Source organism: Massilia sp. Root335, from assembly GCF_001425685.1.
GTDB lineage: Bacteria > Pseudomonadota > Gammaproteobacteria > Burkholderiales > Burkholderiaceae_D > Telluria > Telluria luteola.
The window spans coordinates 64,709-78,615 of sequence record NZ_LMCY01000026.1 but is presented as its reverse complement, the minus strand read 5'-3'; the positions used below and the strand labels follow the sequence as shown (position 1 = coordinate 78,615).

The following is a 13,907-nucleotide window of genomic DNA, read 5'->3' as shown; positions in this document are numbered from 1 at the left end:
TTGTGCGCCATCCACGGATGACGCGGCGCCGAACCCTTTTACCTTAACCATGAAAATACGACAGTCCATTCTTGCTTCAACCTTGGCGCTCACTTCCTTCTCCGCGAGCACCGCGCTTGCGGACCCGTCCACGGTCCAGCTCGCCGATTGGCCGCGCGTCAAGAGTGCAATCGCTGCCGACCCGGCACTCGAAGCCCGGGTGGCGGCCATCGTGTCGGGCATGACGCTCGAACAGAAGATCGGCCAGATGACGCAGGCCGAGATCAAGACGGCATCGCCCGACGATGTACGCCGCTACTATCTCGGCTCCATACTGAATGGCGGCGGCAGCTGGCCGGGCGGGAACAAGCATGCGACCGCGGCGGCGTGGCTGGCCCTGGCCGATCGCTATTACGAGGCGTCGGTGTCCACCGACATGAAAGCCAAGGTGCCCGTCATCTGGGGCATCGATGCGATTCATGGCAACAGCAATGTCTTCGGCGCGACCCAGTTCCCGCACAATATCGGCCTCGGGGCGGCCCATGACAGCCGCCTCGTCGGCCGGATCGGCGCCGCGGTCGCCAAGGCGACCCGTGCGACCGGCATCGCCTGGGTGTTTGCGCCGACCCTCGCCGTCGTGCGGGATGTTCGCTGGGGCCGTACCTACGAGAGCTTTTCCGAGGACGGCACGCTGGTGAACGCGTATGCCCGGGCCTACGTGCAGGGATTGCAGGGCACGTTTGCCGCGGACGGCAACGTCGTCGCGACCGCCAAGCATTTCATCGGCGACGGCGGCACGGACGGCGGCAAGGACCAGGGCGACAACAAATCGACCCGGGCGCAGATGATCAACATCCACGGCCAGGGCTATTACGGCGCGCTGGCGGCCGGCGCACAGACCGTCATGGCGTCCTACAACAGCTGGGACGACGTCGCAGCCGGCGTGGACTACGGCAAGATGCATGGTTCGAAGGCCATGCTCACCGACGTCCTGAAGACCAGGATGGGCTTCGACGGCTTCGTCGTCTCCGACTGGAACGGCATCGGCCAGGTGGCCGGCTGCAGCAACGCAAGCTGCGCCCAGGCGATCAATGCCGGCATCGACATGGTCATGGTGCCGGACGACTGGAAAGCCTTCATCGCCAATACCGCCGACCAGGTCAGGAAGGGCGAGATCCCGATGTCGCGCATCGACGATGCGGTGACGCGCATCGTCCGGGTGAAGCTGCGTGCAGGACTGTTCGGCAGGAAGCCGTCGGACAACCGTTACGCCGGCAAGCAGGATGCCTTGCAGGCACGGGCGCTGGCGCGCGAAGCCGTACGCAAATCGCTCGTCCTGCTGAAGAACGATGGCGCGGCATTGCCCCTCGCACGCGGCAGCCGGGTCCTGGTGGTGGGCAAGAGTGCCGACAGCCTGCCGAACCAGACCGGTGGCTGGACGCTGACGTGGCAGGGAACCGACAACCGGAACAGCGATTTTCCGAACGGCGATACGATCCTGGCCGGCATCGTCGAGGCCGTCGGCAGGTCCAACGTCACCTACAGCGCCGACGCGTCCGGTATCGACGCGTCCCGATTCGACGCCGTGATCGCCGTCATCGGCGAGACGCCGTACGCGGAAGGCGCCGGCGACATCGGCGCGACGGGGACGTTGCGCCACACGAGCCGCTACCCCGGCGATCTCGCCGTCCTGCAGGCGGTCGCGGGCAAGGGCAAACCCGTGGTCACGGTGTTCGTCGCCGGCCGCCCGCTGTACGTCAACGACCTGATGAACCTGTCCGACAGTTTTGTCATGGCGTGGCTGCCGGGTACCGAAGGCAAGGGCGTGGCCGATGTCCTGTTCCGCGACGCGAAAGGCAGGATCGCCCATGACTTCAACGGCACGCTGTCGTTCACCTGGCCCGGATCGGCATGCCAGGCAAGCATCGATGCGGCGCGCAGCGGTCACGACACCCTGTTCGCGCGCGGATACGGGCTGAATTACCGCGGCACGAAGACCGTCGGCAAGCTCGACGTCCGCTATCCGGCCGGCGGCTGCGGCGCGAGCAATGCCTATCCGATCTTCACCCAGACCGACCATGCGACCTGGCCGTTGTACGTCGTCAGCGGTGCGCAGCGCGTCGCGCTGGGCTCCGACTTGAACAAGGCCGTCGTGCTGCCGACCATCCGGGTCGACACCGTGCAGGTCAACACGCAGCAGGATGCGAAGCTGGTGACCTGGACGGGCGCCGGGCGCATCGAAGCGCGGCCGTCGACGGCCATGGCGCTTCCCGACTTCGCCACGAAGGATGGCGTGCTCCAGTTCGACACCTCGGTCAAGATGGCGCCGACCGGAAAGGTCACGATGGCGCTCGGCTGCGGCGGGAAATGCGCAGGCGAAGTGAACTTGACGGACGTGTTCAAGCGACTTGCAACGCTGCCCAGGGCAACCGTCAAGATTCCGCTGGCCTGCTTCGTCGCGCAAGGGGCCGACCTGACGAAGGTGGACACGCTGTTCGGGATCGCGACGGACGGGCCGTTTGCCGCCGCATTCACCAATATCCGGATCGTCGGCGGCGCCGCCAATGACAAGGACGCGCTGCGTTGCGAGGAGATCCGATGAAACCCTATGACGATGGGCCGCGCCTGCTGGCGGATGTCGGCGGGACCAACGCACGCTTCGCGCTCGAGACCGGACCGCGGTCGATCGAGGCCGTCACGGTGCTGCCTTGCGACGACTTCGAGAATTTGTACGCGGCGATCCGGGCCTACCTGGCACAGGTTGCCGATATCGTCGGCACGTATGGACGCGTGCGCCACGCCGCCATCGCGATCGCCAACCCGGTCGACGGCGACGTGGTCAATATGGTGAACAGGAACTGGAGTTTCTCGGTCGCGGCCCTGCGCGCGGACGCGGCACTGGAAACGCTGCTCGTCGAGAACGACTTCGCGGCGCTGGCGATGGCGCTGCCGCATCTCGATTCCGGGCAGGTCAGGCAAGTGGGCGGCGGTGCGGGCCGGCGCGGGCGTCCCCTGGGACTGATCGGTCCCGGCACGGGACTTGGCGTGGCCGGACTGATCCCGACTGGCCCGGGCTGGACCCCGTTGCCGAGCGAAGCAGGACACGCGACGTTCTCGCCCACGGACGACGTCGAGGTCGACATCCTGCGCGCGTTGTGGAACGGGCGCGGGCATGTCTCCTGCGAACGCCTGCTGTCCGGCCCGGGACTGGAGGCGATCCATCGCGTGCTTTCCGGATGCGACCTTCCGGCACACGACATTACCCGCGCCGCGCTCGATGGCGACAGCGCCGTGTGTATCGAGGCGGTGATGCGGTTTTGCGCCATCCTCGGCACGGTCGCCGGCAACGTGGCGCTCGCGTTCGGCGCTACCGGAGGCATGTACATCGGCGGCGGCATCGTCCCGCGCTTCGGTGCGTTGTTCGATCGATCGCCGTTCCGTGCGCGGTTCGAGGACAAGGGGCGCATGCATTCCTTCGTGGCGCCGATTCCGACCTATCTGATCACCGAGAAGTATCCGGCCTTTCCCGGCATCTCGGCCATGCTCGCCGCGCGTTTGGCCGGCCAGCAATAATCACAGGAGCTCGATATGGGTTTTGCGTCAAATACATCCACCACCGCAACGGTTCCGAACGATGTCGCCGGGACGTCGCACAAGCGCACGGGACCGCTGGTCATCGTCACCATCCTGTTTTTCATGTGGGGTCTCCTGACGTCGCTGAACGATGTCCTGATCCCGCACCTGAGGGCGGTCTATACGCTCAGCTATGTGCAAGCGATGCTCGTGCAATTCTGCTTCTTCGGCGCGTACTTCATCGTGTCGCTGCCGGCCGGCATGCTGATCCGGAAAATCGGCTATCAAAGCGGCGCCGTCGCGGGGCTCGTGATCGCCGCGGCCGGATGTGCCTTGTTCTATCCGGCCGCCACGCGCGGTTATGCGCTGTTTCTGTTTGCATTCTTCGTGCTTGCCGCCGGCATCACGACGCTGCAGGTCGCCGCGAATCCCTACGTGACGGCGCTGGGCGATCCACGCACGGCCTCGAGCAGGTTGACGCTGACCCAGGCATTCAATTCGCTGGGAACGACCGTCGCGCCGACGCTCGGCGGCATGCTGATCCTGTCGGGCGCGGGCGCGCTCGACGCCGGCCGGATCCATCTGCTGCCCGCGGCGCAGCAGGCGCTGTATCGGGCCAGGGAGGCCGCCACGGTCCAGGGCCCGTATCTCGCGCTTGCGGGCGCGCTGCTCCTGTTGGCGATCCTGTTCGCGGCGGCGCGCCTGCCCAGGATCGTCCATCACGACGATGCGGCGCCGGCCGGCTTGCGCGCGCTTCTGTCCCATCGCAATCTCGTGCTCGGCGCGATCGCGATCTTCGTTTATGTGGGCGGCGAAGTCAGCATCGGCAGTTTCCTGATCAATTTTCTGGGCGAGAGCACAGTGGCCGGCCTGACGCCCGCGGCGGCGGCGCACTACGTCAGCTACTACTGGGGCGGCGCCATGATCGGGCGTTTCATCGGATTCGCCGTCATGCGCCGCATCAGTCCCGGGAAGACGCTGGCGTTCAACGCCGCGTGCGCGATCGCGTTCATCCTGACGGCAATCTTCAGCCACGGACATGTCGCGATGTGGGCGATCCTTGCCGTCGGCTTGTTCAACTCGATCATGTTCCCGACGATCTTCAGCATGGCACTGCATCGGCTCGGCAACCTGACCGGGCATGCCTCGGGCGTACTGTGCATGGCGATCGTCGGCGGGGCGCTCGTCCCGTTCGCACAGGGTGTCGCGGCCGATAGCATCGGCCTGCACGGGTCGTTCCTGGTTCCGGCCGCGTGCTACACGTTCATCCTCTATTTCGGCATCGTACATGCCGGCATGTACCAGGCAGGCCGGGACTGAAACCGGATACAAAATCAACACGGAGTATTCATGATTAAAACTATGCGGGCAGGAACCATCGTGCTTTCGCTATTGCTTGCGGTTGGCGTGAACGTGGCGCATGGCGCCGAATCGAAGGACGTCGACCGGCGCGTGGAACGACTGCTGAAACAAATGACGCTCGAGGAGAAAGTCGGCCAACTGACCCAATACTCGGCGGAGTCGAAAGCCACGGGGCCCGTCGCCATCAAGTCCAATGTGCGCGAAGGGATACGCAGCGGCCGGGTCGGTTCGGTGTTCAGCGTCGTCGGCACGAACAGCACGCGCCAGTACCAGGAACTCGCGCTGCAATCGCGCCTGAAGATACCGCTGCTGTTCGGCATGGACGTGATCCACGGGTACAAGACCACGTTTCCGATCCCGCTCGCCGAGGTGGCCAGCTGGGATCTCGACGCGATCCGGCACAGCGCCCGCGTCGCCGCCACCGAAGCGGCGGCAGGCGGCATCCACTGGACCTTCGCGCCGATGGTCGATATCGCGCGCGATCCGCGCTGGGGGCGCGTCATGGAAGGTGCCGGCGAAGACACCTATCTCGCGTCGCGGGTCGCCGCCGCGCGCGTGAAAGGATTCCAGGGCAGGCAGCTGGGCGACGTCGACGCCGTCATGGCGTGCGTCAAGCATTTCGCGGCGTATGGCGCGGCGGTCGGCGGGCGCGACTACAACAGCGTCGACATGAGCGAGCGCATGCTGTGGGAAACCTATCTGCCGCCGTTCAAGGCGGCGCTCGATGCCGGCGCGTCGACGTTCATGACGTCGTTCAATGACCTGAATGGCGTTCCCGCTACGGGCAACAGCCATCTGCTGCGCGATATCCTGAAGGGGAAGTGGGGCTTCACCGGCTTTGTCGTGTCGGACTGGAGGTCCGTCGATGAAATGGTCGACCACGGCTACGCGGCCGACAACAAGGACGCGGCGCGGATCGCGCTGAATGCGGGCGTCGACATGGATATGCAGAGCGGTGCCTACCAGGCCGATCTGGTGCAGCTGGTGCGCGAGAAAAAGGTCAAGCTGGCCGACGTCGACGACGCCGTGCGCCGCGTCCTGCGCAAGAAGTTCGAACTCGGCCTGTTCGACGATCCTTATAGATTCAGCGACCCCGAGCGCGAACGTGCGGCGCTGAATAATCCGGAACACCGCAAAGCGGCCCGCGACATCGCGGCAAAAAGCATCGTGCTGCTGAAAAACGACGGCGCCGTGCTGCCTTTGTCCAAGTCGGTCAGGAAGCTGGCCCTCATCGGTCCGATGGTCAAGCAGGGCGTGGAGAACCACGGCTTCTGGTCCGTCACGGTGCCCGGCGTCGATTATGCACACCAGGCCGTGTCGACGTGGGATGGCGTCGCCGCCAAGCTGGGGAAGGACACGACGCTTCTTTACGCCAAAGGCAGCGACATCGACGGCGAAGACCGTTCGGGGTTTGCCGAAGCCGTCCGGGTCGCGGGCGAGGCCGACGCGGTGGTGATCGGCGTCGGCGAACGCTGGGACATGAGCGGCGAATCCCGGAGCCGGGCCAATCCGACCCTGCCGGGCGTGCAGGAGGATCTGATCAAGGCCATCCTCGCGACCGGCAAACCGGTGGTGGTCATGATCAACGCCGGCCGCCCGCTCGTGTTCGACTGGGTGGCCGACCACGCACCCGCAATCCTGTACACGTGGTGGCTGGGCAGCGAAGCGGGCAACGCGGTGGCCGACGTGTTGTTCGGCGACGTGAACCCGGGCGCAAAGCTGCCGATGACCTTCCCGCGCAGCGTGGGCCAGATCCCGATCTACTACAACCATTTCAATACCGGCCGGCCGGCACCGACGCCGACGACGACGGAATGGGTGTCCGGCTATATCGACCTGGTGAATTTGCCGCGTTTCCCGTTCGGCTTCGGCTTGAGCTATACGACGTTCGGTTACGGCGATCTGAAACTGGACCGCGACACGCTGCATGGCAACGACAAACTGAAGGTCAGCATGCAGCTTACCAATACCGGCAAGGTGGCGGGCCAGGAGGTCGTTCAGCTATACCTTCACGATCGCGTTGCCTCCGTGGTGCGGCCGGTGAAGGAACTCAAGGGATTTCAAAAGGTGGCGCTGGCGCCGGGCGAAACGCGGACCGTGGAATTCACGATCGACAAGGAAAGCCTGTCCTTCTTCAATGCGGCGTTGCGCTGGGATGCCGAGCCCGGCGAATTCGACCTGATGATCGGTGCATCGTCGGACGATATTCGGCTGCGATCCACGTTCAAGTACGTTCGCTAGCAGGACGCCGACCTGTTTTCGTTTCCGCAGGGCGCCAGGAATTACTCAAGCAATTCCGCTTGACGTAAAATCCCCAACAGCCCTGCGCCGCACTGCCCGGGCGTTTGCGACAGTGCGGCGGTTGGCCGAATCCAGCGAAATGAGGTTTGCCATCTCCTTGCCGAAGTTCCTGCTCGTGTTGTCGCTCGTGCTTGCCGCCTGCCTGATGGCGGGCCGGGGCCGGGCCGTATCCGACGTGACGGTGATTCGTTTTTGGACCATGGGCCGCGAGGGCGAGGTCATCAAGGACTTCGTCGACGAATTCGAGCGCACCCATCAAGGCATACGGATCGACATCCAGCAACTGCCGTGGGCATCGGCACATGAAAAGCTGATGACGGCTTTCGCTGGCGACGCCAGTCCCGATATTTGCCAGCTGGGCAATACCTGGATACCGGAATTCGTCGCCCTCGGCGCGCTGGAATCGCTCGACGACCGGGCTGCCGCATCGAGCGCCATTTCAAAGGAAGATTATTTTCCCGGGATATGGGACTCGAATCGCGTGGACAACCGGTTGTATGGTATCCCGTGGTATGTCGATACGCGGCTGATCTTCTACCGCAAGGACATCCTGGCCGCGGCGGGGTACGCCGCGCCGCCCAGGGACTGGGACGAGTGGAAGCGAGCCATGGCCGCCGTCAAAACGGCGGTCGGCCAGGACAATTTTGCCGTGCTGTTGCCCACGGACGAATTCGAGCCATTGCTTGCACTCGCGCTTCAACAGGATGAACCGCTGCTGCGTGCCAACGGACGTTGGGGTAACTTCCGCAGCGCCGGTTTTCGGCGCGCACTGCAGTTCTACAACGAGGCCTTCCAGCGCAATTGGGCGCCGCGGCTGGCCACCGGCCAGGTGTCCAACGTGTGGAATGAGTTCGGCCGCGGCTATTATTCCTTTTATATTTCCGGTCCGTGGAACATCGGCGAATTCAAGCGTCGCCTGCCTCCCGACCTGCAAGACCGCTGGATGACGGCCGCGTTACCCGGGCCGAACGGCCCCGGGGCGTCGATCGCCGGCGGCGCCAGTTTCGCGATCTTCCGCAGCTCCAGGCACAAGGATATTGCCTGGCAACTCGTGGAATTCCTCTCGCGCGTCGATATACAGCGTCGCCTGTTCCATGCCATCGGCGACCTGCCGCCGCGCCGCAGCGCCTGGGATGATCCGACGCTCGCGGGCGACATCTACGCGCGCGCGTTCCGCGACCAGCTGGAGCGTGTGAAGTCGCCCCCGAAAGTGGCGGAATGGGCGCGCATTGCCACCGAAATGCGCCTGGTGGCCGAAGTCATGGTGCATGGCGGCCTGACCGTGGACGAGGCGGCACGGGAACTTGACGCGCGCGTCGACCGGATCCTGGAAAAGCGGCGCTGGATGCTCGATCACGGGCACATGCCATGAGAATGGAACGTGCGGCATGGTGCTTCGTCGCGCCGGCCTTGATCGCCATTGCGGTGTTCTTCCTGCTGCCGGCACTGGCGGCGCTCGCCATCAGCTTGACGGATTTCGATCTCTATGCGCTCGCCAGCCTCAAGAACCTGCGCTTTGTCGGACTGCGCAACTACGTCGACCTGCTGCAGACGCCGCTGTTCTGGAAAGCGCTCGGCAACACGTTGTATTTCGTGGTCGTCGGCGTGCCTTTGTCGATCGCGACATCGCTGGCCGCCGCCATGCTGCTGCATTCGAAGGTCGCACGCTTCAAATCCTTTTTTCGCACGGCGCTCTTCGCGCCCGTCGTCACATCGCTCGTTGCGGTCGTGGTGATCTGGCGTTACCTGTTCCATGCGCGCTACGGGTACATCGATTATGTTCTCGGCGCACTCGGGATGCCGAAGGTCGACTGGCTCGGCGATCCGCACTGGGCGATGTTCGCGATTATCGTGTTCAGCGTCTGGAAGAACTTTGGCTACAACATGATCATTTTCATCGCCGGCCTGCAAAGCATTTCCGGGGACCTGTACGCCGCCGCAAAACTCGACGGCGCCGGCAATTGGGCGCGGTTCCGCTACATCACGCTGCCGATGCTCGGCCCGACCATTGTGATGGTGAGTATCCTGACCACGGTCGGCTACTTTCAAGTGTTTGCCGAGCCCTACGTCATGACGGAAGGTGGACCCATGCAAAGCACGGTGACCGTGCTGTATTTCATGTACGAGCAGGGCTTCAAGTGGTGGAACATCGGATCCGCATCGGCGATCGCGTTCATGCTGTTCCTGCTGATGTTTTCGATCACGCTGCTGCAGCTCAAATTCACGCGGTTTGGAGAAGAACAATGAAACCAGCCGCCGCGTGGGGGCTCAAGGCCGGACTGATAAACGCGCTACTGCTCTGTGGCGCGGCATTGACCCTCTTTCCGCTGGCCTGGATGCTGTCGGTGTCCTTCATGGCGCCCGGCGAGGCGAGCACCTTCCCGCCGCCGCTCTTGCCCGCGCACCCGACATTGGGGAATTACCGCGAGCTGTTCGATCACCACGATATCGGACGCTACCTGCTCAATAGCGTGCTGCTGGCGACTGCGGCGACGCTGCTTTCGCTCACGTTCAACGTCGCCGCGGGTTATGCATTCGCCAAGTTGCGATTCTCCGGGCGCGATCGCATCTTCAGACTGATGCTCGGCGTACTCGTGATTCCGGGGCAGGTCACCATGTTGCCCCTTTTTCTCATGTTGAAGAGTGTCGGCCTCGTCAACACGTATCTCGGCGTGCTGATTCCTTCGATGGCCGGTATCTTCGGCATTTTCCTCGTGCGCCAGTACGCGCTCGGGATTCCCGATGTGCTGCTGGAAGCCGCGCGCATCGACGGTGCCAGCGAATTCCGCATCTTTCGCTCGATCGTCCTCCCCCTGCTGGCGCCCATTCTCGTCACGCTCGCGATCTTCAGCTTCCTCGCCAGCTGGAACGACTTCATGTGGCCATTGATCGTGTTGGCCGGGAACGAACACTACACGCTTCCGGTGGCATTGGCGTCCCTCGCACGCGAGCACGGCCATGATAACGAAATGATGATGGCCGGTTCGGTTCTGACCGTCATTCCGGTGCTGTTGCTGTTCCTCGGGCTTCAACGCTATTACCTCCAGGGGCTGTTGATCGGCAGCGTGAAGGGGTGACAGGCGCGGCGGCTTGTCCGGATGAGCGGCGACCGACAGTCTCCAAGCCTTGGTACAATAAAATTACTATGAACAAGATCGCCATTTCCCTGGTCCTCGGCGTGACATTGTCCGCCGCGCTGTCCGCCTGCGGCAGCAAGACCTCCGCCAACGACAAGAATTTCACCGTCACCGTCACCCAGTACTTCGACAAGAAGGGCGACATGTGCCTGGACCCCGTGACCTGGCCGGTCGACGTGTACGAAACCGACCTGCGCCAGCAGAAGCTGTACCCGGACGGCGTCGCCGGCCAGATGGCGGCGCTGGAAGCGGCGGGCCTGGCCAGGGGCGAGGACATGGAATTGCCCGGCACCTTTGTCGACGGCAAACCGAACGGATTGAAGGTGAAGGTCAGGCGCTACACGATGACCGACGCCGCGAAGCCCTACCTGCGCGCGGACGCGAAGAAGCAGCCGCGCCTGTGCTGGGGCCGCAAGTCGCTGGACAAGGTGGTGCGCTGGGCCGACCCGGCCAAGGTGGGCGACCACGAGGAATCCAGCGTGATCTACACGTACACGCTGTCGAACGTGGCCGCCTGGGCCAGGAAGCCGCAGGTCAAGGAGGCGTTCCCCGTCCTCGGACGGACCGTCGACGGCGAGCGCACGCAGAAGGAAAAGCTGTACGTCAAGCTCACGCCGCAGGGGTGGGAAGCGCTCGGCCTGAACGACTGACGTTCACGCCCGCCGCGCCGTCACCTGCAAGGCCGCTTGCTCCCGTCGGCCAGCGCATCCGCCTGCGTCCGGGTCAGCATCTCGGGCATCGGTTCGTCGACAGGATTGCCGTCCGCGTCGAAGCGCAGCGGCGCGGGCGGGGGTTCGTTGGGACAGGCCGGCACGGCGTGCGGCAGCGACGCCGCCAGCGCGAACAACTGGCCGCGCAGCGGGACGCGCGCGACGTTGGCATCGATCCAGAGCTGGTAACCGCGCCGGCCCTCGAACCACGACAGCAGCGAGACTGCCGTGCCGGTGTTGTCTTCCAGGACCACCAGCCTGGCCGGCAAGCCGTTGATGCGCTCCGGTTCGTCCCTGGGATTGCGCCAGCTTCGGCTGCCGTCGGCCGACATGTCGTGTTCGAACAAGGTGACCCGGTGCCCGTCCGGCATGCGGAAGCCGCGGTACAGGCGCGAGGGCACGTCGCCGACGGATTCGGCCCGGCCGCCGAGGCTCTCGAACCGCGCGAAGGGCGTGTGCGTCAGATCGACCGGCGTGAACGCCAGCTTGCGGGTGCTTGACGCGAGCGACTTGAACGAGATATCGAAACGTGCCAGGTCGCCCGGGCAGACACGCTCGAAACCGTTCCTGCGCGTGTCTGCCTCATGCGTCGCCCAGGTGCGCGACCGCTCGACGCTGCATTGGTGCTCGACCAGTCCGGTGCGCACGAGCGAGCCGCAGGCGCCGACGAAGACGATGCCGGCGCCGGCGAGCAGCCAGCGTCTGGCGCGCGAGGGCGAGGGCGCGCCCGCGGGGAGATTCTTCCACAGCCGCTTGCCGATCGTCCTGCACACCCAGGCCAGCGCCAGGGGCAGCAACGCCATCGCGGCGGTCACGCCCAGCGCGCCCGCCAGCGGGGCATGCATCCAGGCGACGACGCCCCAAAGATAGACGCAGGCCCCAGCCAACGTCAGGACATTGACGACGTGCCCGGCCAGCCAAAGCAGGAAGCCGATCGCTTTCTTCATCGATTACAGGCCGCACAGCGGCCAGCTGTCCATGCCCGGAAAGCACTTCATCGCGTCTTGCAGCGATGCGCAACCGGCCAGTCCCGGGCAACGGGCAACGAGCGCGGCGCATGACAATATCGGGCGACGCATGAACGGCTCAGGCGCGCTGCCGCAGCGCGCGCTCGATCTTCTGGTCGGTCTTGTACTGGCTGAGCGAATACACGGCCCAGATCGCGGCCGGCAGCCAGCCGATCACGGTGAGCTGCAGGATCAGGCAGATGATGCCGGCGAACGGACGGCCGATCGTGAAAAAGGTCAGCCAGGGCAGGACCAGGGCAATGATGAGGCGCATGCGTTTTCTCCTTGAGTCGAGGGCCCAGCATAGCAATTTCATCGTCCCGAAAGCTCACGCATTCCCACCCGTTCAAGCAAACATTCCCGGCTTGTTCCACAATGCGTCTGTCACCGATTTCCGCAACGGACACCATGCTCACCGAACGTATCGACTTCCCCGGCCCGCACGGCAGGATCTCCGCCAAGCTGGACGCCCCGGCCGGCACGCCGCGCGCCTACGGCATCTTTGCCCACTGCTTCACCTGCAGCAAGGACGTATTGGCCGCCACCCACATCGCGCGCGGGCTGGCGGCGCTCGGCGTGGCCGTGCTGCGCTTCGACTTCGCCGGCCTCGGGTCCAGCCATGGCGATTTCGCCGACACCAATTTTTCATCCAACGTCGAGGACCTCGTCACGGCCGCCGATTACCTGCGCGAGCGATTCGCGGCCCCCAGGCTCCTGATCGGCCACAGCCTGGGCGGCGCGGCCGTGCTGGCGGCGGCGCGGCGCGTGCCGGAAGCGCGGGCCGTCGTGACGATCGCCGCGCCCAGCGATCCGCACTACGTCGTGAACAAGCTGCTGTCCGAGCACCTCGACACGATCGCCCGGCAGGGCGAGGCGCGCGTGAAGCTGGCGGGGCGCGATTTCAACATCCGCCAGCAGTTCGTCGAGGACGCCGGCCGGCACGACCTGCACGAGAAAATCGCGACCCTCGGGCGCGCGCTGCTCGTGATGCAGGCGCCGCAGGACGACACCGTCAGCATGGACAACGCCACCCGCATCTTCGAACTGGCGCAACATCCGAAAAGCTTCGTGTCGCTGGACGGCATGGACCATTTGATCTCGCGGCGCGAGGACGCGGCGTACGTCGCCGGCGTCATCTCGGCCTGGAGCGTGCGCTACCTCGCATCGGAGGCGCCGCATGCATGACTTCGAACGGCGGCGCGACCGCTTCGACTTCTTCGACCGCATGGAAAGCCCCGCGGTCAACCTGTGCTTCACGCTCGACGTGCCGGATTTCCGGCCCTGGTGCAAGGCGCAGGCGCTGGCGCCCTTTCACGTGATGCTGTGCGCCGTGCTGCGCGCCGTGCTCAAGGTCGAGAACTTCCGCTACCGCGTCGTGGACGGTGAGGTGATCCGCATCGACCGCCTCGTGCCGTCGTTCACCGTGATGAACCAGCACGGCGATCTGAACTTCGCCCAGTTCGACTGGACCGACGACGTGCGCGAATTCGTCGCGCGCGGCCAGGCGGCGCGGGAAGCGGCGTCGAACATGGCGGAACTGAATATCAAATACCGCACGATGTCGCCGCGCGAGGCGAAGGACCAGGTGTTCGTCACCTGCATGCCGTGGCTCGACTTCACCTCGATCCAGCATCCGATGGCGTCCCTGGCCACGCCGGACATCCCGTCGCTGGCCTGGGGCCGTTTCCGCGACGGTCCGGACGGCCTGCAACTGCCGTTTTCCGTGCAGGCGCATCACGGCTTCGTCGACGGCTGGCACATCCACCTGCTGGGGCGCCAGGTGGCCGCCGAGCTGGCCGGGATCATCCGCTGAGCATGACCGCGTCATCCCCGCGCAG

12 protein-coding genes are annotated in these 13,907 nt (G+C 64.9%); 10 read left to right on the top strand and 2 right to left on the bottom strand.

Annotated elements, in window-relative coordinates:
* Window positions 1-82: 82 nt before the first annotated feature.
* From ASC93_RS14420 to ASC93_RS14385, 8 genes are all read left to right on the top strand, one after another.
* Window positions 83-2,581: a glycoside hydrolase family 3 protein gene (locus ASC93_RS14420; RefSeq protein ID WP_229412730.1), complete on the top strand. Its 2,499-nt coding sequence runs from the start codon at window positions 83-85 to the stop codon at window positions 2,579-2,581.
* Window positions 2,578-3,552, top strand: coding sequence for a glucokinase (gene glk, locus ASC93_RS14415; protein ID WP_056443174.1), 975 nt, complete (start codon window positions 2,578-2,580; stop codon window positions 3,550-3,552). The genes ASC93_RS14420 and glk overlap by 4 nt, the downstream gene beginning before the upstream one ends.
* A gap of 15 nt (window positions 3,553-3,567) precedes the next feature.
* Window positions 3,568-4,872, top strand: coding sequence for a sugar MFS transporter (locus tag ASC93_RS14410; RefSeq protein WP_056443171.1), 1,305 nt, complete (start codon window positions 3,568-3,570; stop codon window positions 4,870-4,872).
* 60 nt (window positions 4,873-4,932) lie between these two features.
* Complete coding sequence (bglX, locus tag ASC93_RS14405; RefSeq protein ID WP_229412729.1) at window positions 4,933-7,155, top strand: beta-glucosidase BglX; 2,223 nt, start codon at window positions 4,933-4,935, stop codon at window positions 7,153-7,155.
* 139 nt (window positions 7,156-7,294) lie between these two features.
* Window positions 7,295-8,587 carry a sugar ABC transporter substrate-binding protein gene (locus tag ASC93_RS14400; RefSeq protein WP_056443166.1) on the top strand — a complete coding sequence of 431 codons (1,293 nt, stop codon included), beginning with the start codon at window positions 7,295-7,297 and terminating at the stop codon, window positions 8,585-8,587.
* A 2-nt stretch (window positions 8,588-8,589) separates the two neighbouring features.
* A complete protein-coding gene (locus ASC93_RS14395) occupies window positions 8,590-9,462 on the top strand; it encodes a carbohydrate ABC transporter permease (protein ID WP_229412728.1) in 873 nt (290 codons plus the stop codon).
* On the top strand, window positions 9,459-10,292 hold the full coding sequence (locus ASC93_RS14390) for a carbohydrate ABC transporter permease (protein WP_056443160.1): 834 nt from the start codon (window positions 9,459-9,461) through the stop codon (window positions 10,290-10,292). Before ASC93_RS14395 ends, ASC93_RS14390 begins: the two co-directional genes overlap by 4 nt.
* A gap of 68 nt (window positions 10,293-10,360) precedes the next feature.
* A complete protein-coding gene (locus tag ASC93_RS14385) occupies window positions 10,361-11,002 on the top strand; it encodes a hypothetical protein (RefSeq protein ID WP_056443156.1) in 642 nt (213 codons plus the stop codon).
* Window positions 11,003-11,022: 20 nt separating this feature from the next.
* Here the strand turns inward: ASC93_RS14385 and ASC93_RS14380 are convergent, their stop codons facing one another.
* Both ASC93_RS14380 and ASC93_RS14375 read right to left on the bottom strand, forming a co-directional pair.
* A complete protein-coding gene (locus ASC93_RS14380; RefSeq protein WP_056443151.1) occupies window positions 11,023-12,009 on the bottom strand; it encodes a hypothetical protein in 987 nt (328 codons plus the stop codon).
* A gap of 139 nt (window positions 12,010-12,148) precedes the next feature.
* A complete protein-coding gene (locus ASC93_RS14375; protein WP_056443149.1) occupies window positions 12,149-12,343 on the bottom strand; it encodes a YqaE/Pmp3 family membrane protein in 195 nt (64 codons plus the stop codon).
* A gap of 134 nt (window positions 12,344-12,477) precedes the next feature.
* Here ASC93_RS14375 and ASC93_RS14370 point away from each other — a divergent pair, with 134 nt between their 5' ends.
* Both ASC93_RS14370 and ASC93_RS14365 read left to right on the top strand, forming a co-directional pair.
* Complete coding sequence (locus ASC93_RS14370) at window positions 12,478-13,254, top strand: S9 family peptidase (protein ID WP_056443148.1); 777 nt, start codon at window positions 12,478-12,480, stop codon at window positions 13,252-13,254.
* Window positions 13,247-13,882: a CatA-like O-acetyltransferase gene (locus ASC93_RS14365; RefSeq protein WP_056443145.1), complete on the top strand. Its 636-nt coding sequence runs from the start codon at window positions 13,247-13,249 to the stop codon at window positions 13,880-13,882. The genes ASC93_RS14370 and ASC93_RS14365 overlap by 8 nt, the downstream gene beginning before the upstream one ends.
* The last annotated feature ends 25 nt before the right edge of the window (window positions 13,883-13,907 follow it).